At 66.6% G+C, this 22,026-nt stretch carries 16 protein-coding genes; 10 read left to right on the forward strand and 6 right to left on the reverse strand.

Going from position 1 to position 22,026, the window contains the following annotated elements; translation table 11 throughout:
• Nucleotides 1-12: 12 nt before the first annotated feature.
• On the reverse strand, nt 13-1,395 hold the full coding sequence (locus ACWIQA_RS08345; RefSeq protein ID WP_448582610.1) for a hypothetical protein: 1,383 nt from the start codon (nt 1,393-1,395) through the stop codon (nt 13-15).
• Nucleotides 1,396-1,710: 315 nt separating this feature from the next.
• Between ACWIQA_RS08345 and polA the strand changes: the two genes are divergently transcribed.
• From polA to pnp, 5 genes are all read left to right on the forward strand, one after another.
• On the forward strand, nt 1,711-4,485 hold the full coding sequence (gene polA, locus ACWIQA_RS08350) for a DNA polymerase I (protein WP_448582611.1): 2,775 nt from the start codon (nt 1,711-1,713) through the stop codon (nt 4,483-4,485).
• Between the two features lie 104 nt (nt 4,486-4,589).
• Nucleotides 4,590-5,171: a YbaY family lipoprotein gene (locus tag ACWIQA_RS08355; RefSeq protein ID WP_448582612.1), complete on the forward strand. Its 582-nt coding sequence runs from the start codon at nt 4,590-4,592 to the stop codon at nt 5,169-5,171.
• Entirely contained in the window at nt 5,168-6,130 is a 963-nt protein-coding gene (gene truB / locus ACWIQA_RS08360; RefSeq protein WP_448582613.1) for a tRNA pseudouridine(55) synthase TruB, read from the forward strand. The genes ACWIQA_RS08355 and truB overlap by 4 nt, the downstream gene beginning before the upstream one ends.
• Nucleotides 6,069-6,338 (forward strand): 30S ribosomal protein S15, encoded by a 270-nt coding sequence (gene rpsO / locus ACWIQA_RS08365; protein ID WP_448582614.1) that lies wholly within the window; start codon nt 6,069-6,071, stop codon nt 6,336-6,338. The genes truB and rpsO overlap by 62 nt, the downstream gene beginning before the upstream one ends.
• Nucleotides 6,339-6,460: 122 nt before the next feature.
• Nucleotides 6,461-8,761 carry a polyribonucleotide nucleotidyltransferase gene (gene pnp, locus ACWIQA_RS08370; protein ID WP_448582615.1) on the forward strand — a complete coding sequence of 767 codons (2,301 nt, stop codon included), beginning with the start codon at nt 6,461-6,463 and terminating at the stop codon, nt 8,759-8,761.
• Nucleotides 8,762-8,922: 161 nt separating this feature from the next.
• On the opposite strand, the gene ACWIQA_RS08375 is transcribed toward pnp, so the two are convergent.
• The 4 genes from ACWIQA_RS08375 to lgt all read right to left on the reverse strand — a co-directional run bounded on the left by ACWIQA_RS08375 (nt 8,923) and on the right by lgt (nt 14,568).
• The gene (locus ACWIQA_RS08375; RefSeq protein WP_448582616.1) at nt 8,923-10,686 is read right to left on the reverse strand and encodes a SulP family inorganic anion transporter; all 1,764 of its coding nucleotides are present in this window, start codon (nt 10,684-10,686) and stop codon (nt 8,923-8,925) included.
• 209 nt (nt 10,687-10,895) lie between these two features.
• On the reverse strand, nt 10,896-12,698 hold the full coding sequence (locus ACWIQA_RS08380; protein WP_448582617.1) for an aminopeptidase P family protein: 1,803 nt from the start codon (nt 12,696-12,698) through the stop codon (nt 10,896-10,898).
• Nucleotides 12,695-13,750, reverse strand: coding sequence for a class I SAM-dependent methyltransferase (locus ACWIQA_RS08385; protein ID WP_448582618.1), 1,056 nt, complete (start codon nt 13,748-13,750; stop codon nt 12,695-12,697). The genes ACWIQA_RS08380 and ACWIQA_RS08385 overlap by 4 nt, the downstream gene beginning before the upstream one ends.
• A complete protein-coding gene (gene lgt / locus ACWIQA_RS08390) occupies nt 13,747-14,568 on the reverse strand; it encodes a prolipoprotein diacylglyceryl transferase (RefSeq protein WP_448582619.1) in 822 nt (273 codons plus the stop codon). The genes ACWIQA_RS08385 and lgt overlap by 4 nt, the downstream gene beginning before the upstream one ends.
• A gap of 65 nt (nt 14,569-14,633) precedes the next feature.
• On the opposite strand from lgt, the gene ACWIQA_RS08395 reads away from it, so the two are divergent.
• From ACWIQA_RS08395 to pgeF, 4 genes are read left to right on the forward strand one after another with little or no spacing between them, the layout of a single operon-like run.
• Nucleotides 14,634-15,830 (forward strand): acyl-CoA dehydrogenase family protein, encoded by a 1,197-nt coding sequence (locus ACWIQA_RS08395; protein WP_448582620.1) that lies wholly within the window; start codon nt 14,634-14,636, stop codon nt 15,828-15,830.
• Between the two features lie 18 nt (nt 15,831-15,848).
• Entirely contained in the window at nt 15,849-16,988 is a 1,140-nt protein-coding gene (locus tag ACWIQA_RS08400; RefSeq protein ID WP_448582621.1) for an acyl-CoA dehydrogenase family protein, read from the forward strand.
• 11 nt (nt 16,989-16,999) lie between these two features.
• Nucleotides 17,000-18,724: a class I adenylate-forming enzyme family protein gene (locus tag ACWIQA_RS08405; protein ID WP_448582622.1), complete on the forward strand. Its 1,725-nt coding sequence runs from the start codon at nt 17,000-17,002 to the stop codon at nt 18,722-18,724.
• On the forward strand, nt 18,721-20,019 hold the full coding sequence (gene pgeF / locus ACWIQA_RS08410) for a peptidoglycan editing factor PgeF (RefSeq protein WP_448582623.1): 1,299 nt from the start codon (nt 18,721-18,723) through the stop codon (nt 20,017-20,019). The genes ACWIQA_RS08405 and pgeF overlap by 4 nt, the downstream gene beginning before the upstream one ends.
• Here the strand turns inward: pgeF and ACWIQA_RS08415 are convergent.
• Nucleotides 19,998-21,071 (reverse strand): tetratricopeptide repeat protein, encoded by a 1,074-nt coding sequence (locus ACWIQA_RS08415; RefSeq protein WP_448582624.1) that lies wholly within the window; start codon nt 21,069-21,071, stop codon nt 19,998-20,000. The genes pgeF and ACWIQA_RS08415 overlap by 22 nt on opposite strands.
• Nucleotides 21,072-21,511: 440 nt before the next feature.
• Here ACWIQA_RS08415 and ACWIQA_RS08420 point away from each other — a divergent pair.
• A partial coding sequence (locus tag ACWIQA_RS08420; protein WP_448582625.1) for an ACP S-malonyltransferase occupies nt 21,512-22,026 on the forward strand: 515 nt, incomplete at its 3' end.

The raw sequence follows: 22,026 nt of genomic DNA on the forward strand, positions 1-22,026 counted from the left end.
GTCAACCTCGGCCTAGAAGCCCGGGCTGAACCACTGGTCAAAATTTGCAAGGGTTGCATGGTAGCCGTTGACACGCGCAAGCGCTGCACTGTCGGAAAGGCTGGTCGCACCCGCGGTTGCAGGCGGTGTGGCACCTGCGCCTTGGGCTGCAGCAATCGAGCCGGGACGCACCCGGAACTCCGACAGCGCTGGCAACAGAGCCGTCGGCCGGGCGCCGAAAATCTCGGCATGCGGCACGCCTGTTCCGGTCTGCTTGTCCCAGAGCTTGATGTTGGCCGATTGCGTCACCCCAGGTGCTGGCAGGTTGAAAATGGTCGAGATGTTGCGCTCCACGCGGATGCCATAGGCGTCCCACAGCCGCAGCTGCGGCTGGAAGCCGCTTCCCGTCCGGCCAGTCGGATCATTGACGATGGCGTTGATGTCGGCATGCGGCGAGGCAAGGATCGTGTTCTTCCAGATAAGGACATTCTTCCCGAACCCGCAGGTGATGCCATGGGAGGAAGAGCCGTAGTAGATATTGTCGCGCACCTCCAGGTGCTCGTGGAACATCGTTCCCTTGAGCTCCGGCGGAAGATAGCCTTCGGTCAAAAACACGCCCTGCACTGGCCGCTTGTCCCCCAATGGCATGAAGTTCTCGGCAACCACCACATCCCGCATCCCCTCGGTTTCGCCACTCATCCAGAACTGGATGGCATCCGGATGCTCGCCTGCCGCATAGTTGGGCAGGAAATGCTGGAACCGGCAGCGGCGGAGGAGGAGCCGCTCGCTTGCACAGGCATTGATCCCCTCCCGCACATACTGGAAGGTCGACTCGGCAATGATGACACCTGCTGCGCGCTGGACATAAAGGCCAAGCCGCAGGTCCTGGAACCGGCAGCTTGCCACACTGATCCGGCTCGCCGAGCGAATCCAAAGCCCCGTGTTCGCATCATCCCAGGGGTTGTTGTTGGGGCTGCCACTGACAAGAAGGCCAGCAAGCCGGATGTCGCTTGCCCCAGAGAGGTTGACGACCGGGCTTGCAGAGCCGACGACATTGAGATTGACGAGGGTGAGCCCCTGCGCATTGGTGAGATTGAGCGCTGTGAACTGGGGCCTTGTCGAAGTCGCCGGGCGGATGATGATCCCGTTGCCGGACTTGACGATTCCCGAAAGATTGGCGGCCCCATAATGGCCGGGAGCAAGGAGGATGACATCCCCCGGGGCCGCAGCACGGGCCGCAGCCAAAAGTTCCGCCGCAGTCGAAACCGTCACCATGTTGCCCGCAGGCGTTCCGCCACCACGCGCGGCTTGAGGCGCAACCGCAAGCGCAAGGCCAAAACCCACAAGCGACCGGCGCGACAGCGACACGGCGGAACAACCGTCCGCAAACCGGACGCAAGAGAAGGGAAAAGACATGCTGGACTCCTTTCCGGCAGGGCCGGGCGACCCATTCTGGCGTTCGAAAAGGAAGGGGACGCGCAGCGGAAGGCTCCAGAACACACGCATTCCAGAGCCAGTCCCCGCCAGCTGGCGCTCACCTCCCACCAACCCTGCGCTGCTTGTCCTGCAGTCGTCCGAGCGGCCAGGACCAATTCGACCAAGCCCCGCGGAGGGTCAACACCGCTCCATCCCGTTACCAGAACGGTTCGTCTGACAGGCGCTTAACCATATTTCAGGTTGGTTTCAGAGGGCCGGTTCCCCCCCGGGCCGAACCCGGCTAGGGCAGGGGCAATGGCACGGCCCCCGCACTTGACGCTCATCGATGGCTCGGGCTTCATCTTTCGCGCCTACCACCGCTTGCCGCCGCTGACCGACCCCCATGGCACGCCCGTCGGCGCCGTCTTCGGTTTCACCGCCATGCTCTGGCAGCTCATCGAGGAAGCGCGCCGCAGCCCGGAGGAGGATTATCTCGCTGTCGTCCTTGATGCTGCCAAGCGCAGTTTCCGCAACGACCTCTATCCCCTCTACAAGGCCAACCGGCCCGATCCGCCCGAAGATCTCGTCCCCCAGTTCCCGCTCGTCCGCGCAGCCGTTGCAGCGCTTGGGGTCCCTTGCATCGAGCGTCCCGACTATGAGGCCGACGACCTCATTGCATCCTACGCTGAGGCGGCGCTCGCGCGCGGCTGGCGTGTCACCATCATCTCCTCCGACAAGGACTTGATGCAGCTGGTCCGCCCCGGCCTCACGCTCCGCGACACCATGCACAACCGATGTTTCGATGCAGCCGCAGTCGAAGAGAAATGGGGTGTTTCGCCAGCCCGGCTTGCTGATGTCCTCGCGCTCATGGGGGACAGTGTCGACAATATTCCCGGCGTGCCCTCGGTCGGCCCCAAGACCGCCGCCGAGCTCGTCCAGCAGTTCGGCGATGTCGAGAGCCTGCTCGCCCGGCTGGACGAGGTGAAGCGGCCGAAGCTGCGCGAGGCGCTCCAAACCCATGCCGAGGCCGCCCGCCTCTCCCGCCAGCTCGTCGCGCTGCGTTGCGACCTGCCGCTGGACCCCGGGCTCGAAGCCCTCAAACTCCCCGACCGCCTCGACGAGGCCCGCGCCGCGAGCTTCTTCACGGCCCATGGCTTCCGTTCGCTGACCGCCCGCCTGTCTGCCGACGGCCAGGCCGCGGCCCGCGAAGCCGCGCGCGCCACCGAGGCGGAGGCCCGGCCCGGCCAGCCGGCCTTCGACACCTCCGCCTACGAAACCGTGACCACGCGGGCACAGCTCGAAGCCTGGATCGCCGAGGCGCGCGCTGCCGGCGTCGTTGCCTTCGATACCGAGACAACGAGCCTTGATGCGGTTGCCGCCGAGCTCGTCGGCTTCAGCCTTGCAACGGCACCCGGGCGGGCCTGCTATGTGCCGCTTGGCCACCGCTCTGGCGAAGGCCTCTATGCCGAGCGCCCAGTCCAGCTCGACAAGCCGGAAGCACTTGCCCTTCTCAAGCCGCTCCTTGAAGATCCCGCCGTCCTCAAGGTCGGCCACAATCTCAAGTACGACATGGTGGTGATGGCCGCCCACGGCATCGCGATTTCGCCATTCGATGACAGCATGCTCCTCTCCTACGCGCTCGCGGGCGGGCTCCACGGCCATGGCATGGACGAGCTTTCAGAGCGCCATTTCGGCCACCTCCCGCTTGGCTTCCGCGAAGTCGCTGGCAAGGGCAGCTTCGCCGACGTTCCCCTCGATCGCGCCACGGCCTATGCTGCCGAAGATGCCGATGTCACGCTGCGGCTGTGGCAGAGGCTCAAACCCCGGCTCTGGCGGGAGCGGGTCACGCGCGCCTATGAATGGTGCGACCGGCCGCTCGTTCCTGTGGTGGCGGCCATGGAGCGCGCTGGCATCCTTGTCGATGCAGCTGAGCTCAAGCAATTGTCCGCCGAATTCGCACGTGAAATGGAGCGACTCGAAGGCGAAGTCCATGCCCTTGCTGGCGAGCCCTTCACGCTCGGCAGCCCCAAGCAGATCGGCGCGATCCTGTTCGAAAAGCTCGGCCTGCCCGGTGGCCGGAAGGGGAAGTCCGGCCAGTGGTCGACCGATGTCACCGAACTCGAGCGCCTTGCCCATGGCGAGGGCGCTGAGATCGCCCGCAAGATCCTCGACTGGCGCGAAGTCCAGAAGCTGCGCTCGACCTACACCGAAGCGCTCCAGGCCTGCATCAACGCGAAGACTGGCCGAGTCCACACCAGCTTCTCGCTTGCTGGCACCTCGACTGGGCGCCTGGCCTCAACCGACCCCAATTTGCAGAACATCCCGGTCCGCACCGAAGCTGGCCGGCGCATCCGCAAGGCCTTCATCGCTCCACCCGGCCATGTGCTGCTTTCTGCCGACTATAACCAGATCGAGCTGCGTCTCATGGCCCATGTTGCAAACGTGCCCGAATTGAAGGCCGCCTACAGCGAAGGTGCGGACATCCATGCGCTGACCGCCCGCCAGGTCTTCGGCATCCCGGAGGGCGAGCCTGTCCCGCGCGAGGCGCGCGCACGTGCGAAGACCATCAACTTCTCGATCATCTACGGCGTCTCCGCGTTCGGCCTTGCCCAGCGCATGGGCATCCCGCGCGAGGAAGCGCAGGCGTTCATTGACCGCTATTTCGCACGCTTCCCCGGTATCCAGCGCTACATGGCCGAAACCCGGGAGCAGGCGCGCGCCGACGGCTTTGTGACGACCCTGTTCGGCCGCCGCATCCATCTGCCGGCCATCCGCGCAAAAAACCAGGCCGAGCGCGGCAATGCCGAGCGCGCCGCCATCAACGCCCCCATCCAGGGCACTGCGGCCGACATCATCAAGCGCGCCATGATCCGCGTTGGGCCAGCGCTTGCGTCCGCCGGCCTTGCTGGCACCCGCATGCTCCTCCAGGTCCATGACGAGCTCCTGTTCGAAAGCCCGGAAGCCGAGGCGGATCGGGCAGTTGACATCATTGTCGCCGTCATGGAGCAAGCACACCGGCCCGCGCTTGACCTTGATGTGCCCCTGGGCGTTGAAGTCGGCCGGGGCCAGACTTGGGGAGACGCGCATTGACTTCATTTCGGATCGCCCTTGGCGCCGCTGCGCTCCTGGCCGCCTGCGCGAAGGAGGCGCCGCCTCCTGCCACCATTGCTCAGCCACCAAGCGAGGTTGTCGTCATGCCTTCCCTTCCCGCCTATATCTGCCCCAACGGTCGGCTCGTTGAAGTGCGCGAAAACCCCGCGGCCGGCACCCTCGAGGTCGAGAATGGCGCGCTCGAGACCACCGCCTTCAAGGCGGCGGGTACCGCTGGCACCTATGTCGCTGGCGAGCTCACCCTGACCGTCACCCCCGAGCAGCTGACCATCCGGGGCGGCAGTTCTGCCACGATGATGTGTCCCCGCCGGCCGCAAGCGCCCACGCCTGGCATCCTCTGGGGGTCGATCGACAAGCGCGATCGCCTGGCGCTTCCCCCGGGCAGCCGCGCCCGCGTGCTCCTTGCCGACGTCTCCCGGATGGACGCTGCAGCCGAAGAGATCGCCTCTTCAACGATCACCACGGCTGGCAACCAGGTGCCGCTCCACTTCCTCCTGCGCTTTGATCCAGCGCGCATCACCCCCGGCCGCATCTACGCTGTCTCGGCCCGCCTCGAATTCCCCGATGGGAGCTTGGGCTACATCACTGACACGCGGAACCGCGTGCTTGCCGAAGGCCCGGCGGCCCCTGCGCTTGAACTGCAGCTGGTACCAGCGAGGCGGTGAGCAGGCTCCACGGCTGGCTTGTCATTGACAAGCCCGTCGGCGCAACCAGCGCCAACATCATTGGCAAGCTCAAGCATGCCCTTCGTGCCGGCGGCCACGGCAAGACCAAGTTGGGCCATGGCGGCACGCTCGACCCGCTCGCCACGGGCGTGCTTCCGGTTGCCATCGGCGAGGCCACCAAGCTCGCCGGCCATCTCTTGCACAGCTCGAAGTCCTACCGCTTCACCATCCGCTTCGGCACGGCAACCGCCACTGACGATGCCGAAGGCCCTGTGGTCGCAACACGCCCGTTGCGCCCGCAGGCTTCCGCCATTGCTGCCATCCTGCCGCAGTTTACAGGCAGCATTCGCCAGCGCCCGCCTGCCTTCTCCGCCATCCGGGTGGAGGGCCGGCGCGCCTACGCCCGCGCCCGCGCTGGTGAGGCGGTGGTCTTGCCCGAGCGCGACATCGTCATTGAACGCCTCGCCCTCGTTGCAGCCGATGGCGAAAGTGCAACCCTTGAGGTCCGCTGCTCCAAGGGGACCTATGTGCGCAGCCTCGCGCGCGACATCGCAGCAGCACTTGGCACCGTCGGCCATGTTTCGATGCTGCGGCGCACCGCTGCTGGCCCTTTCCGTGAGGAGCAGGCCCTCCCACTGGACAAGGCGCTCCGACTCGTGCAGGAGGCACATGTTGAACAGGCCCTGTTGCCGCTTGCCGCTGGACTGGACGGCATCCCGGTCCTTGCGGTCACTCCCGCAGACGCAGCCCATTTGCAAGCTGGGCGGCGCATTGCGGGCCCCGAAGCGAAACCCGGCCTCCATCTTGCGACGCTCGGGTCTGTTCCGGTCGCACTGGTCGAGGTTTCGCAAGGCGACATCCGTGTCGTCCGGGGACTGAACTTGGAGGAGAGACACGATGTCGATCACCGCCGAGCGCAAGCAAGCGCTCATCGCAGACAACGCCCGGGGCAGCAATGATACGGGCAGCCCGGAAGTCCAGGTCGCCATCCTGACCGAGCGGATCAACAACTTGACCGAGCATTTCAAGGTCCACGCCAAAGACAACCACTCCCGGCGCGGCCTCTTGATGCTCGTCAACAAGCGCCGGTCATTGCTCGATTATCTGAAGCGGACCGACACCGAGCGCTACCAGGCGCTCATCGCCAAGCTGGGCTTGCGCAAATAGCCCGGCTGCGGCCTCCCCTCGCGGGAGGCCGTTTTCGCATGCCGGGTCCACCGCGAGCGGCATCCGGCTGCATGTCATTGAAAGGCTCTCGGCAATCCGGTCGGGGGCGGAAGAGAGAGCAGATGTTCAACACTGTCCGGAAATCGATCGAATGGGGCGGGCGCACGCTCACCCTCGAGACTGGCCGCATCGCCCGCCAGGCCGATGGCGCAGTCCTGGCAACCTATGGGGAGACCGTCGTGCTGTGCGCGGTGACCGCCGCACGCACAGTCAAGGAAGGCCAGGACTTCTTCCCACTCACAGTCCACTACCAGGAGAAATTCTCCGCCGCCGGCCGGATCCCGGGTGGCTTTTTCAAGCGCGAGCGCGGCGCAACCGAACATGAGACGCTCACCTCCCGCCTCATCGATCGCCCGATCCGCCCCCTCTTTCCGGAGGGCTTCACCAACGAAGTGAATGTCATCGCCCAGGTCCTCTCCTATGATGGCGAAAACGAGGCCGATATCGTCGCAATGATCGCGGCCTCGGCTGCGCTCACGCTTTCAGGCGTGCCCTTCATGGGCCCGATCGGGGCTGCCAGGGTCGGCTTCCGCGACGGCCAGTATCAGCTGAATCCCTCCAAGGCGGAACTCGCCGAAGGCCGTCTCGACCTTGTCGTCGCTGGCACGGCGCCTGCCGTCATGATGGTTGAGTCCGAAGCGAAGGAGCTGTCCGAGGAGGAAATGCTCGGCGCCGTCATGTTTGCCCATCGCGCCATCCAGCCCGTCATCGGCCTCATCATCGCGCTTGCCGAGCAGGCCGCACGCGACCCTTGGGAGCTGCCGGCCGACGACAGCGCCGCTACCATCCTGGCAGCGCTCCGGGATGCAGTCGGAGCCGACATCGCTGCCGCCTATCGCCTCACGGGCAAGCAGGACCGCCACACCGCACTTGAGAAGGCGCGCGAGAAGGCGCGCAGCCTCTTCGCCGATACCGAGCCGGCCAGGCAGATGAAGGCCATGAAGCTTGTAAAAAGCCTCGAGGCCGAGATTGTGCGCACTGCCATCCTCAGGGAAGGCCGCCGCATCGACGGTCGCGACACGAGGACCGTCCGCCCGATCGACTGCATCGTCGGCTTCCTGCCGCGGGCCCATGGCTCGGCCCTTTTCACCCGCGGCGAAACCCAGGCCATTGTCACCACCACCCTCGGGACCGCGGACTCGGAACAAATGATCGATGGCCTCGATGGCCTGCGCTACGAGCGCTTCATGCTCCACTATAATTTCCCGCCCTATTCGGTGGGCGAGGTGGGGCGGTTCGGCCCTCCAGGCCGGCGCGAGATCGGCCATGGCAAGCTTGCCTGGCGGGCAATCCACCCGCTGCTGCCTTCGAAAGAGGAATTCCCCTATACCATCCGGGTCGTCTCCGACATTACCGAGAGCAATGGCTCCTCCTCCATGGCCACCGTGTGCGGCGCCTCCCTTGCCCTCATGGATGCAGGCGTGCCCCTGCCCCGTCCGGTTGCCGGAATCGCCATGGGCCTCATCCTCGAGGGGGGCGAGTTTGCCGTCATTTCCGACATCCTCGGCGATGAGGATCATCTGGGGGACATGGACTTCAAGGTGGCTGGCACCAGCGCGGGCGTGACTTCGCTCCAGATGGACATCAAGATCGCCGGCATCACCGAGGAGATCATGGCGCAAGCGCTCGCCCAGGCGAAGGAAGGCCGCGCCCACATCCTTGCCGAGATGGCAAAGGTCATCACTGGCGCCCGCACCGAAATGTCGGCCCACGCTCCGCGTATCGAAACGCTCACCATCCCCAAAGACAAGATTCGCGAAGTCATCGGCACTGGCGGCAAGGTCATCCGTGAAATTGTCGCAACCACGGGCGCCAAGGTCGACATCGAGGACGACGGCACCGTCCGCATTGCAAGTCCCGACCTTGAGAAAATCAGGGCTGCAAAGGACTGGATCCTCGGCATCACCGCCGAGCCGGAAGTAGGCAAGATCTATACTGGCAAGGTGGTCGGCATGCCCGATTTCGGCGCCTTCGTGAACTTCCTCGGCACTCGTGACGGGCTTGTCCACATCTCGGAAATCCGCAACGAGCGCGTGGCCAAAGTCTCCGACGTGCTTTCCGAAGGCCAGGTCGTGAAGGTCAAGGTCATCGGCATCGACGAGCGCGGCAAGGTCAAGCTCTCAATGCGGGTCGTCGACCAGGAGACTGGCGAGGAGCTCCCCGACACGCGCTCACCGCGCGAACCCCAGGGCGAGCGGCGCGAGCGCAACAGCCGGGACCGCAACACAAGCAAGGGCCAGCGCCGCGAGGAGCTGGGCAGCAGCCGCAGCCTCCGCCGTGACCGCGGGCCACGCGCCGGGCGGGCAGGCGAGGACGATGGCAGCAAGGCACCGCTCCCTGCCTTCCTGGTCGGCGACGAGTAGGACTTGGGGTGACACTCCGGCCCGCACACCCCTTGTCATCCCCTTGTCGGCGAGGGTTCGGCCGGCCTCCCGTCGCCTTTCCCCCTGGCCCGGCGCCGGTTCCGGTCACAGGCACGCAGGGCAAGCCCGCCAGGGGCCGAGTCGCGGCCGAGCCCCCGCCTTCAGATGAGACCGCGCGGCCCCCAGGGGTCAGGGAGCGGTGGCGCCATCCCGTCCGGATCGGCCGCAAGCGTTAAGAAGGCGTCATGCTGGGACAGGAACACCCGGCCTGAGAGGTCGTCGAGGAAGTGCGACTTCTGCAGCCGGTCCATCACTGGCCCCTTCACTTCGGAAAGATGCAGCCGGATGCCGGCGTCGGCCAACCGGTGGTTGATCGCCTCGAGGCTCTCCAGTGCCGAGGCATCGATCGCGTTCACCGCCGAACACATGAGGACCACGTGGCAGAGCGCCGGCCGCGCCGCCACTTCCGCAAGCAGGAATTCCTCGAGCCAGCGGGCGTTCAGGTAGGTGAGGCTCTCGTCCACCCGCACCGTCAGCAGGTGCGGAAAAGTGATGACCTCATGCCTTTGGACGTTGCGGAAATGCTCCGTCCCCGGCACTCGGCCGACGATCGCTGCATGCGGCGTTGCACTCCGCCACAAGTGCAGGAGGAGGCTCGCGGCCACGCCAGCCACGATTCCTGGCTCAACACCCGCGAGCAGAGTGACCAGAATCGTAATCGCCATGGCAGCGAAGTCGCGCCGAGAATAGCGAAAGATGCGAAGTGGCGCGTTGACATCGATGATGGCAAGCACGGCGACGATGATGGTCGCCGAAAGCGTCGCAACTGGCAGCAGCGCCAGCAATGGCGCCAGAAACAGGGCGGCCAGGAATATGCCAACGGCAGTGAACGCGCCCGCCGCCGGAGTCTCGGCCCCGGCATCGAAATTGACGACCGAGCGCGCGAACCCGCCAGTCACGGGCATCCCGCCGGTTGCCGCTGCTGCCACATTTGCAGCACCAAGCCCGATGAGCTCCTGGTCGGGCACAATCCTCTGCCGGCGCCGCGCTGCCAGCGTCTGCGCAACCGAAACCGATTCGACAAAGCCCACAAGCGCAATGAGGAAGGCCGGAACAGCAAGCCGCCCCCATAGGTCAGGATCGGGCTCCGGCAGGCCGAGCGGCGGAAGGCCAGCGGGAATGGTGCCCACCACGGCCACCCCTTTTGCATCGAGCCCAAGTCCGGCCACGGCAGCAATGGCGCCGATGACAGCAAGTGCAGGCCCGCCGCGCGCGGCAAGCTCAGCAGCCCGGGGCGCAAGCCCAAGCCGCTCCAGGAGCGGCTTCAGCCCCTGCCGCGCCCACACCAGAAACAGGAGCGAAGCCAGTCCGACAACGAGTGTGGGCACGTGGGTTTGAGAGAGCGCCGGCAGCAGCGCCGTCAGCATTTCCGGAAGCGTGTCACCGCCACCGGCAACGCCGAACAGGTGCCGGAGCTGGCTCGTTGCAATCAGAATTCCGGAAGCAGTGATAAAGCCGGAGATGACGGGGTGCGAGAGAAGGTTGGCAAGAAAGCCAAGCCGCAGCACGCCCATGGCGAGCAGGATCAGGCCTGAGAGCAGCGCAAGCGCCAGCGCCGCCTCAAGATATTCGGCACTGCCCTCGGCTGCAACGCTTCCGGCCGCCGTTGCCGTCATCAGCGCAATGACGGCCACTGGCCCCACGGCAAGTGTCCGGCTGGTGCCGAACAGGGCATAAAGAAGGAGCGGCGCGATCGAGGCATAGAGCCCGACTTCGGCGGGAAGCCCGGCGAGCAGCGCATAAGCAAGGCTTTGCGGCACCAGCATGATGGTAACAACCAGCGCTGCGACCACGTCGCTTGCGAGCATCTTGCGGTCATAGTGCCGCCCCCACTCCAGGATCGGCAGCGCAGCCGCGAGCCTCACAGCGCCGCAGGCACGTGCAGGCCCCGGGTCGCACATCCGGGACGAGGCCCACGCCGTCGGGCACCGCCAGACGTCGATGGAAAGGCGCTGATATGGCCTTGCGCTGCCCCGCTTTGCTCCCCAGCAGCAAATTCCATCTCGGCAGCTGGCCTTCGGCCCCCCAGGCGGCAAGTCAAGCTTCAGGAAAACCCGCCAGAGATCCCCCTTGCTCAGGCCGCAGCTGCAAGCGCGCGTTCGAGCGGCTGTGTCGCAGCCTCCAGCCAGCGGGCCTCAGCACCGGCAAGCTGGGGCAGCAGCGCCTCGCGCACCCGGGCATGGTAGCTATCGAGCCAGGCGATCTCCGCTGGCGTCATCAGCGCTGGTGCAACCAGGCGGAGGTCGATGGGCGCCAGCGTCAGCGTCTCGAAGGCGAGCATCGGCTCGATGTCGCCAGGCCGCGCATCCTCAACCACGAGCACCAGGTTCTCGATCCGGATGCCATAGCTTCCAAGCCTGTAGAAGCCGGGCTCGTTCGAGAGGATCATGCCGGGCAGCAGGGGCTCATCGATCCCCGCCGCCGCTGCCGAGGCCGCGATCCGCTGCGGACCCTCATGCACCGAAAGATAGCTCCCCACCCCATGGCCGGTTCCATGGGCATAGTCGAGGCCCACGGCCCACAGATGCTGGCGGGCGAGGATGTCGAGCTGGCCGCCCCGCGTACCTCGCGGAAAGCGCGCCTCAGCAAGCGCAATATGGCCCTTGAGCACGCGCGTGAAATGGTCCCGCATTTCGGGCGTGGGCGTGCCGATGGCGACCGTGCGGGTGATGTCCGTCGTGCCGTCGGGATATTGGGCGCCGGAGTCGACGAGATAGAGGCTGTCGCCTGCGAGCTTGCGGTTGGTGGCCGCAGAGGAGCGATAGTGCGGGAAAGCCCCATTGGGCCCGAAGGCCGAAATCGTGTCGAAGGAAAGATCCCGAAACAGGTTCGACTCCCGCCGGAAGGCCTCGAGCTTCGCTTGGGCGGCAAGCTCATCCAGCCCGCCGCCCGGCGCCTCGCGGTCGAGCCAGGCGAGAAAGCGCGAAACCGCTAGGCCATCGCGCACATGGGCAGCGCGTGTTCCCGCCACTTCCACCGGGTTCTTCTGGGCCTTCAGCAGCACCGTCGGATCCCGCGCAAGCACAAGCGTGGCCCCTGCGGCTTCCAGCGCATCGGAAATGGCAGTGACGGAGCCGGCCGGATCAACCAGCACCCGCCTGCCGCCGAGCTCTGCCAGCGCTGCGGCGAACTCGGCGTAAGCGCGGATTTGCACCCCTTCGCCCAGATGGGCGCGCACTTCTGGCGTCACCTTCTCCGGCGCGATGAAGAGGGTCGCCGCCCCATCTGCTGCAACCAGCGCAAACGCTTCCACAACCGGGGTTCGGTTAACATCCGTGCCGCGCAGGTTGAACGCCCAGGCGATCGAATCAAGCGCTGCAATGACACCAAGCTCCGCACCTGCTGCGGCAATCGCAGCCCCGATCCGGGCGCGCTTGTCTGCGTGCGTTTCGCCAGCAAAGGCGAGATCGTGCACCAGCGCTGGCCCATTGGGCCGCGGCGGCTGCCCGGCCCAGGCCCGGTCCACCGGGTTCGCTGCCACCGCCACCAGCCGCACTCCCGGCGCGGCGCGGCGGATCAAGTCGAGCTCGCGGCGGCTGTGAAGCCAGGGGTCGAAGCCGATGGTCGCACCCGCGTTCGCATGGGCAGCAAGCCAGGCCCCTGGCGATGTCTGCGGCACGCCGCAGATTTCAAAGTCGGCCGGGTCCACCTCGTCCCTGACCTGCAGCGTGTAGCGCCCATCGACGAAGATGGCCGCCTTCCCAGGAAGCACCACGGCCGAGCCCGCCGAGCCGGTAAAGCCCGTCAGCCATTCCAGCCGCCTTGCATAGGCCGCCACATATTCGCTCATATGGGCGTCCGTCAGTGGCACCAGGAAGCCATCAAGGCCTTGTGCTGCAAGCTCGGCGCGCAGAAGCGCTAGGGGCGAGTCGGTCATGTGGCCATGCTAGGAAAGCCGGCAGGCGCTGGCCAGCCCGGCGCAACGAGCGCCAGCGCCCGGAACAGCCCGCCCATCGCGCCGACGCCAGCCAGGCGTGCGGCCTCAGCTTCAATGCGGCCGCGCACATGGGCGGGCTTGCCGGCCTTGAGCGCTTGGGCGCGGGCGCCAAGCCCGAGCGCCAGCAGGAACGCGCCCTGAGCGACCGGCCCGAAGGATTTGACTGGTGCTGCCCGCGCGGCCGCTGCTGCGACCGCAGCAAAATCGACATGGGCGCTCAAGTCCCCTTCCCCCAGCGCGGCGAGCGGCGGCGTCGGCCTGCCATCGAGGAGCGCCTGGAGCGTGTCACCCAGCGCCGGCCCGGAATGGCCATAATCGACGACGAGCGCTGCCCCGCCCTGCGCCGAGAGCCGCCGCGCGAGCGTCGCTGCCACCTGCTCGGCAGCGAAGTTGCGCTCGAAGACCGCGCCCTCGGGTGCCTCGACCAGCGCTTCCGGGATCATCGCCAGCCTGACCGGCTCGACCGCCCGGAACACGGGCTCGCCGCCGTCTTCGGCCACCGTCCGGACCGCCCAGCCGAGCGCGGTCCGCTCGAACTGGGTCAAGGGCAGCGAATCGAGAAACTCGTTGGCCACGACCAGGAGCGGCCCGTCATCGGGCAGGGTCGAGAGATCGGCATGGAAGCACGCCCGCGGCACCGCTTCGCGCTGCAGCCGCCGCAGCCGTTCCGAGGTCTCGACGAAATGGACCGGCGGCACGAGGCCGGCCGCAGCACAGGCCCGCAGCATGTCCTGGGCGAGCGTTCCCCGGCCCGGACCCAGCTCGACGAGATAGACGCGCGGCCGCCCGGCGCGCTGCCAAAGCTCCGCACACCAGGCCCCCACCAGCTCGCCGAACATCTGGCTCACTTCGGGCGCCGTCACGAAATCGCCTGCCGCCCCAAACGGCTCGCAATGGGCATAATAATGGGCGTTGGCGAGTGCCATCACACGCGCAAGCGGCAACGGCCCTTCGGCCCGGATCCGCGCCACAAGCGCGTCGCGGAAACTCACGGCAGGGCAGGCTGGCGATGGCGCACCCGCGCAATATGCCACACCCCGAAGAGGATCATCGGCACCGAGAGCGTCTGGCCCATGGTGAGCCCAGTCGCAAGCGTGCCAAGCTGCGCATCAGGCTCGCGGAAGAACTCAACCAGAAAGCGGAACAGCCCATAGAGCAGCACGAACAGGCCGCCAAGCAGCCCGGGCTTCAACCGTGCATCGGTGCGCCAGAACAGGAAGGAGAGCAGCACCAGCAGCACTGCCCCTTCGAGCGCCGCCTCATAGAGCTGGCTCGGGTGGCGCGGCTGGGGCCCGCCGCCAGGAAAAATGAGCCCCCAGCTGCCGTCGGTCGGCCGGCCCCACAGCTCCCCGTTCACGAAATTGGCCAGCCGGCCAAGCAGGAGGCCGATGGGCGTCACCACCGCCACATAGTCGAGCACCCGCCAGACGCTGAGCGCTTGCGCCCGGCAGTAAAGCACAATGGCGAGGATCACGCCCAGAAGCCCACCATGGAAGGCCATGCCCCCTTCCCAAAGGGCGAGGATCTTGACGGGATTGGCGAGATAGGTGGCAGGATCGTAGAACAGCACATAGGCAAGCCGCCCGCCGGCAATTACCCCGATGGTGCACCAGGTGACGAGATCGTCCACATGGCGCCGCTCCACCGGGCTCCCTGGCAGCCGGATCATCCGCACCAGCAGCCGCCAGCCGAGGAGGATCCCAGCGATATAGGCAAGGCTGTACCAGCGCAGGTCGAACGGCCCCAAGGACAGAGCGACCGGATCAAGCCCAAGGCGCGTCCATTCGACGGGAGGCTTCCAAAACGGCATGGGCGCTGCAATACGGAAGTGCGCGCGAAAGCGCCATGGGGCCGAACCGGGCCGGAGAGAGGGACATGGACGAAACAGCCGAGCTTGCAGAATTCCGGAGCGAGACGCGCGCCTGGCTTGCGGCCAACTGCCCGGAGGAGATGCGTCTACCCGTCCGCTCCGACAGCGACATCTGCTGGGGCGGCCGCCGTTTCGTCTTTTCCTCACCCGCCCAGAAGCTTTGGCTGGAGCGGATGGCGGAACGCGGCTGGACCGTGCCGGAATGGCCGCGCGAATATGGCGGCGGCGGCCTTGCGAAAGCCCAAGCCAAGGTCCTGCAGCAGGAAATGCGCCGGATCCGCGCGCGTCCCCCGCTCTCGTCCTTCGGCATCTGGATGCTGGGTCCTGCCCTCCTCAAGTTCGGCAGTGAAGCGCAGAAGCAGGCGCATCTGCCGCCGATCGCCCGCGGCGAGATCCGCTGGTGCCAGGGCTATTCCGAACCTGGCGCCGGCTCGGATCTCGCCTCCTTGCGCACCTCCGCCGTCCTCGATGGCGACCATTTCATCGTCAATGGCCAGAAGATCTGGACCAGCTACGCCGACAAGGCCGACTGGATCTTCTGCCTGGTGCGCACCGAGCCAGACGCGCCCAAGCATCTTGGCATCAGCTTCCTTCTCTTCGACATGGAAAGCCCCGGTGTTTCCACGGCCCCCATCCGCCTCATTTCCGGCTCCTCGCCCTTCTGCCAGACCTTCTTTGACAATGTCCGGGTGCCGGCTGCAAACCTGGTCGGCGCGCGTGGCCGCGGCTGGGAAATTGCCAAATATCTCTTGACCCACGAGCGCGAGATGATCGGTGGGATGGACTCAGGCGCTACCGAAGGCCGCGACGGCATGGCCCAGATTGCCAAGCGCGCGCTCGGCCTCAGCGAAGACGGGACACTTCCCGATTCGCTGCTTCGCACCGATGTCATCCGCCAGGAAATCGACAGCTGGGCCTTTGCGCTCACCATGGAGCGGGTCAAGGACGAAGCAAAGGCAGGCCAGGGGGTCGGCGCCCTTTCCTCCATGCTCAAATATTATGGCACCGAGCTCAACAAGCGCCGCATGGAGCTGATGATGTCGCTCCAGGGGACGGAAAGCCTGCTCTGGGAAGGAAAGGACCGCGAAGGGGACTTGGCCCGCGCCTGGCTCCGCAGCCGCGCCAATTCAATTGAAGGCGGCACAAGCGAAGTGCAATTGAACATCATCGCCAAGAACTTGCTGCAGCTGCCGGCGGCCTGAAAACCGGGGGAGGAGGCGATGGCGCTCGCACTGACCGATGATGAGCGGATGATCCGCGACTCCGCCGAAGGCTTCTTCGCCGAGCATGCCCCCGTCTCGGAACTGCGCCGCCTTCGCGACAGCAAGGACCCAACCGGCTTTGACCGCGAGCTGTGGGCGAAGATGGCCGAGCTCGGCTTTGCTGGCGTTGCCATTCCGCAAGCCCATGGGGGCGCCGGTCTTGGCATGGTCGCCGCCGGCCTTATCCAGGAGGCAATCGGCCGCAATCTCTCCCTCTCCCCCTTTTTTTCGACGGGCATTCTTGCTGCCACGCTCGTCTCCCGAGGCGGAAGCGATGAGCAAAAGGCCGCCCTTCTCCCCAAGATGGCGGCAGCCCAGATGATCGTGGCGCTCGCCGCGGATGAGAAGCCCCGCCACACGCCTGCCCATATCGCAACGCGCGCCGAACCCTCGGGCAACGGCTTCCGCCTCTCGGGCGTCAAACCCTTCGTCCTCGACGGCCAGGTCGCTGACCGTCTCATTGTGGCTGCCCGCACGTCTGGCAGCGAGAGAGAGGAGAGCGGCATCACACTCTTCCTCGTCGACCCCAAAGCCAAAGGCGTGACAGTCGAGCCCCGCTCCATGGTCGATTGCCGCAATGTGGCGCGTGTCACGCTCGAAGGTGTCGAACTTGATGGCGCTGACGTCCTCGGCACCGTCGGCGAGGGCCTCGCCCTTCTCGAAGCCGCACTCGATGCCGGCCGCGCCTGCCTTGCCGCAGAAATGCTCGGCATCGCGGACCGGGCCTTTGCGCTTACCCTCGCCTATTTGAAGACTCGCGAACAGTTCGGCCGTCCCATCGGCAGCTTCCAGGCGCTCCAGCATCGCGCCGCCCACCTCTTCTGCGAAATCGAGCTCGCCAAGTCGGTCACCTTGAAGGCGCTGCGGGCGCTTGATGAGGCCGACGCGCGCGCCCCGGTGTTCGCAAGCCTTGCCAAGGCCAAGGTCGGCGAAGTCGCAAAGCTTGCCACCAACGAGAGCATCCAGATGCATGGCGGCATCGGCATGACCGACGATGCCGACATCGGCTTTTACATGAAGCGCGCACGTGCGGCGGCCGAGACCTTCGGCGACTTCGCCTTCCATGGCGACCGCATCGCCCGCCTCATGCGCTATTAGGGAGACACAGGATGGCGCTCACCCCCCTCGATCTCGCCCAGGATGCGGCGATCGCGGCGATCACGGCCCCCGGCGGGCCGCTCGCCGTCGGCCCCGTGACGGTGCGCGGCCTCGAGCTTCCCGGCTTCGTCAACGCGCCCGGCAACCTGCGCGATCTCGTTGCCATGTTCATGCCCGCCCATGCCGAGAAGGAGTTCCTCGTCTACCAGGGTGAACGCCTCCGCTTCGGCGAGGTGAGCGCGCTGGCCACCCGCATGGCCGCCATGCTCCAGCATCGGCACGGCATCGCCAAAGGAGACAGGGTGGCGATTGCGATGCGCAACTATCCCGAGTGGATCACGCTCTTCCTCGGCGCCATCATGCTGGGTGCCGTCGTCGTGCCCATGAACGCCTGGTGGCAGTCAGATGAACTTGCCTATGGCCTGCGCGACAGCGGCGCCCGCCTCGCCCTGGTCGATGAGGAGCGGCTCCGGCGCATTGCCGCAATTCCGGGCCTTTCCCTCCCCATGATTGCCGTGCGCACAAGCCACGCCGTTGCCGCCGAGCATGGCGCCACAACCCTTGATGACGCGCTCGCCGACTCGCCGCCCGCGCCCTGGTTCCTGTCTGAAATCCATCCCGAGGATGATGCGACCATCATGTATACGAGCGGCTCGACCGGCGCCCCCAAGGGCGCTGTCTCGACTCACCGCGGCATTGTCTCGGGCACCCTCTCCTACCTCGTCCAGGGCCTCGCCATGCTGCAACTTGCATCACAGCAGGGCGTGCAGCTTCCGCCGCAGCAAATCATGCTCTTGAATGTCCCCCTGTTCCACATCACCGGCCTCGTCCCCGTCCTCCTCGTCTCGATCGCAATCGGCCGCAAGCTCATCATCATGCACCGCTGGGACGCAGGCGAGGCGCTGCGCCTCATTGAGGCCGAGCGCTGCACCTACTTCGTCGGCGTCCCCACCATGAGCCTGGAGCTCATGCAGCATCCGGATCGTGACAAATATGATCTCTCAAGCCTCGTTGATATCGCCGGCGGCGGTGCGCCGCGCCCGCCTGAGCATGTCGAACGCCTTGCCAAAGCCTTTCCCGGCAAGAACCCGGCCATTGGCTATGGGCTCACCGAAACCAATGGCGTGGGCGCCGGCAATATCCGCGACAACTACCGCCTCAAGCCCGCCTCCACCGGGCGGCCGTCGAAGCCGATCGTCGAGATGATTATCGCCGATGAGGCGATGCGCCCGCTCCCGACAGGCGAGGTCGGCGAAGTGTGCATCCGCTCGGTCGCCAACGTCCGCGGCTACTGGATGAAGCCGCTTGCAACGGATGCCGCCTTCACCAAGGATGGTTGGTTCCGAACCGGCGATCTCGGCCGGTTCGACGAAGACGGCTATCTCACCATCGTTGACCGCAAGAAGGACATCATCATCCGCGGCGGCGAGAATATCTCGGCGGTCGAAGTCGAGGCCGCCATCTACAGCCACCCGGCCGTCGCCGAGGCAAGCGTCTTCGGCCTGCCCGATGAGCGGCTGGGCGAAATCGTCGGCGCTGTCGTCTATCCCAAGCCCGGCGAGCCGCTCGAAGGCGAAGCCGTTATCCAGTTCGTCGCGCGCGAGCTTGCCGCCTTCAAGGTGCCGGCACGCGTGTGGATTGCCTCCGAGCCGCTGCCCAAGCTCGGCTCTGGCAAGATCGACAAGGTCGGCCTGCGCACCCGCTTCCGCGCCGAGCATCTGGGCAAGGCCGCGTGATCTTCACGCTGCGGCGCGCACGCGTCGCTGACGCCTCCCGGGTCGCTGACCTTTTCCACCGCGCCTTTTCGGCCACTTTCGGCCACCTCTACCCGCCAGAGGATCTCGCCGCCTTCCTTGCGACATGCCCGGTCGAACGCTTCGCTGCCGAGCTTGCCGAACCGCGTTTTGCTGCCATGCTCGGCGAAGCAAGAGACGGCCGCCTCCTCGGCTATGTCCTGCTTGGCCCGCAAAGGCTCCCCCTGCCGCCGACCAGCCGGCGCTGGATCGTGCTGCGCCAGCTCTACCTCGAGGAGGAGGCGAAGGGCAGCGGCCTTGCCCAGGCACTCCTCGCCTGGGCGCTCGACGAGGCCTCCACCCGCGGCTTCGACGACATCTGCCTCACCGTCTACATCGACAATCACCGCGCCCGGCGCTTCTATGAAGGCTTTGGCTTCCGCGAGATCGGCGGCTACCCGTTCCAGGTTGGAAGCCGCATCGACGATGACCGCATCCTCGCCCGCCCGCTCGGGCCCGCCGATCGCCTCACCTGCCTCAAGGCCCCCGCGCTCGGCGTGCCCCACGGCTTCCTCGGCCGCACTGGCGGGGCTTCCCGGGGGCTCCATGCCGGGCTCAACACCAGTCTCGGCTCGGCAGACCGGCGCTCGGCCGTCGCCGCCAACCGCGCCCGCGCGCTGGAAGCCGTGGCACCCGGTGCTCGCCTTGTCACCTTGCACCAGGTCCATTCGGCACGCTGCATCGAAGCTGGAGACTGGCCCGATACTGCCCGCCCCCATGCCGACGCGCTGGTGACCGACCAGCCTGGACTGGCACTCGGGATCCTGACTGCCGATTGCGCACCCGTGCTCTTCTCTGACAGCACCGCCGGCGTCATCGGCGCCGCCCACGCCGGCTGGAGGGGCGCCCTTGCCGGCGTGCTCGAAGCAACACTTGCCGCCATGGCCCGCTTGGGGGCCCGGCCATCACACACTGTCGCTGTCATCGGCCCCACCATTTCGGCGGCAAGCTATGAGGTCGGCCCCGAGTTCCGCGCCCGCTTCGAGCGCGAAGACGAAAGCAGCGCTGCCTTTTTCGCCGATGGCCCGCAAGGCCGGCCCCACTTCGACCTGCCCGGCTATTGCCGCGCCCGGCTTGCCCGCGCGCACGTCGGCCAGATCATCGACCTCGGCCTTGACACCTGCACAGATGCGGCGCGCTTCTTCAGCTACCGCCGCGCAACGCGCGCTGGCGAGCCAGACTATGGCCGCCAGTTGAGCCTCGTTGCCCTTTCCGCTCAGCCGCTGGTTGCCGAATAGAGCGCCCACAGCCCGGCAATGTCTGCCATCGGCCCCGTCTTCATTTGCTCGAAGATCTGGCGCGCACCGGCGCGATTGCCCGCCTTCAGGGTCGCAATGCCGCGGAACAGCCTGGCCGAGTCCGCGTTCGGGCCCTTCTCGGCAACCGTGTAGGCCGAGATCGCATCGGGATACCGGTTGGCGCCAAGGAAGGCATTGCCAGCACCCAGCGCCCGGGCCGGGTCCTTGGCGTCCGCTGTTGCCGTGCGCAGCGCGTCCGCCGAGCGCTTGCTGGCCGCATCGACGATCTTCTGCGCCATGCTGTTCGAAGGCTCGACGAGCCCGCCAGCGACAGCACTGCGCACCACTTTCTCGGCATAGCCCGCTTGGCCGGAGACGATCGCCACCTTCGCAAAATCCTCGACTTCGGCTGCGCTGCGGATGGAGCCCGTCTCGAGCATCAAGTGATAAAGGCCAAGCTTTGCCTCGCGTGACATCGGCTGGTTCTTCATGTCCGCAAGGAGCGAGCGCCAGCGCGCCGGAGTCGGGTCCAGCCGCACCAGCTTCTGGATGGTCTGGGTATAGCCAGCGCGATCGCCCATTGCGAATTGGGCACCGGCAAGGTTCTGGAGTGCCGCGAGGTTGTTCGGGTTCCTGGCCACCATCTGCTGGTAGATCTTGGCTGCCTCTGCCGGCTTGTTCTGCTGCAGATAGGATTGCGCAATAATCGTGGTCTGGCCCGATTTCTGCGCTGCAGCGATCGCTTTGTCATACTGGCGGGCCTGGTAATAGAGCGGCGCCAGCTGCGACGGCGGCGCACCGATCGCCTCCAGCTCGGCTGCAGCCCGGCCGAAATTGCCTGACCTTGTGTAGACATAGGCCGCCATCTGGGAAACTGCCCGCCGCTCGGCCGGAGTCTTCGCAGCTGCCCGGGCCTGGTCGATCGCGCTCTGCGCTGCGCCCGTGTTGCCGGCCCGCGCTGCGCTCTGGGCCGCCTGCAGCGGCCTGCCGACGGCAGGCGGCAGAGCCTGCGCAAGCGCTGGCGCTGCCGCGCCCGCAAAGAGAAGGCCCAAGGCCAAAACAGCCCCCCGCGGCGACCGCCAGCCCGCTCTGCCCTTCGATTGAACCCCAGTCACTGCCATCACCACCCCTCGCTTGCCGGGCACCGTGCCCGCATTTGCCACCACCGCCCCGACCTCCCGCGCCTGCCCGCTCCTTGGCCGGCGCCGTTGGACCCAGGGCTTTGGGCACATGCCGCACATGCCCGGTTCCCCGGGTGGACGGCAGGCCACTCCCCACGGAAGGAAAAAGGCATATCCAAAGCGCGCCGGCAAAAAAAGGGGGCAAGCGCTGGGCCAAGGCGGATTTCCGGCAAAAAAGGGGCTTCTGTCCTGCGCCCTGTGCGACTAGGTCGCCGCCGAACCCGCGCCGGCGCGCCGGGATCAGCGCAACGAAGAGGCGGGGATTGGCAACAGCATTCATCTTTCCAGGCCAGGGCAGCCAGGCTGCCGGCATGGGCAAGGCACTGGCAGACGCAAGCGCCGCTGCCCGCGAAGTGTTCGGCGAAGTGGACGAGGCGCTCGGCGCACATCTCTCCCGCCTCATGTTCGAGGGGCCAGATGCGGAGCTCACCCTCACTGCCAATGCCCAGCCGGCCATCATGGCGGCAAGCCTTGCTGCTCTTGCCGTCCTTGAGAAGGAGGCGGGCTTGCGCCTTGGAGAAGTCGCCGTCGCTGTCGCCGGCCACAGTCTTGGCGAATATTCCGCACTCGCCGCCGCCCGCGCGCTTCCGCTTGCCACCACAGCCCGCCTGCTGCGCCTGCGCGGCGAGGCCATGCAGGCGGCCGTGCCCCAGGGCGAAGGCGCCATGGCCGCCCTCCTCGGCCTCGGCTTTGCGGATGTTGCTGCCATCGCTGCCGAAGCCGCCCAGGGCGAAGTGCTTGCCGCCGCCAACGACAATGCCCCCGGCCAGGTCGTCGTCTCCGGCCATATCGCAGCGGTCACGCGGGCCATGCGCCTCGCCAAGGA

The sequence above is a fragment of the Thermaurantiacus sp. genome (assembly GCF_053487655.1).

What these genes read in the sequence shown, in the direction of transcription:
- ACWIQA_RS08345 (WP_448582610.1), bottom strand. Translation starts at nt 1,395, where the DNA reads ATGTCTTTTCCCTTCTCTTGCGTCCGGTTTGCGGACGGTTGTTCCGCC.
- polA (WP_448582611.1), top strand. Translation starts at nt 1,711, where the DNA reads ATGGCACGGCCCCCGCACTTGACGCTCATCGATGGCTCGGGCTTCATC.
- ACWIQA_RS08355 (WP_448582612.1), top strand. Translation starts at nt 4,590, where the DNA reads ATGCCTTCCCTTCCCGCCTATATCTGCCCCAACGGTCGGCTCGTTGAA.
- rpsO (WP_448582614.1), top strand. Translation starts at nt 6,069, where the DNA reads ATGTCGATCACCGCCGAGCGCAAGCAAGCGCTCATCGCAGACAACGCC.
- pnp (WP_448582615.1), top strand. Translation starts at nt 6,461, where the DNA reads ATGTTCAACACTGTCCGGAAATCGATCGAATGGGGCGGGCGCACGCTC.
- ACWIQA_RS08380 (WP_448582617.1), bottom strand. Translation starts at nt 12,698, where the DNA reads ATGACCGACTCGCCCCTAGCGCTTCTGCGCGCCGAGCTTGCAGCACAA.
- lgt (WP_448582619.1), bottom strand. Translation starts at nt 14,568, where the DNA reads ATGCCGTTTTGGAAGCCTCCCGTCGAATGGACGCGCCTTGGGCTTGAT.
- ACWIQA_RS08395 (WP_448582620.1), top strand. Translation starts at nt 14,634, where the DNA reads ATGGACGAAACAGCCGAGCTTGCAGAATTCCGGAGCGAGACGCGCGCC.
- ACWIQA_RS08400 (WP_448582621.1), top strand. Translation starts at nt 15,849, where the DNA reads ATGGCGCTCGCACTGACCGATGATGAGCGGATGATCCGCGACTCCGCC.
- ACWIQA_RS08405 (WP_448582622.1), top strand. Translation starts at nt 17,000, where the DNA reads ATGGCGCTCACCCCCCTCGATCTCGCCCAGGATGCGGCGATCGCGGCG.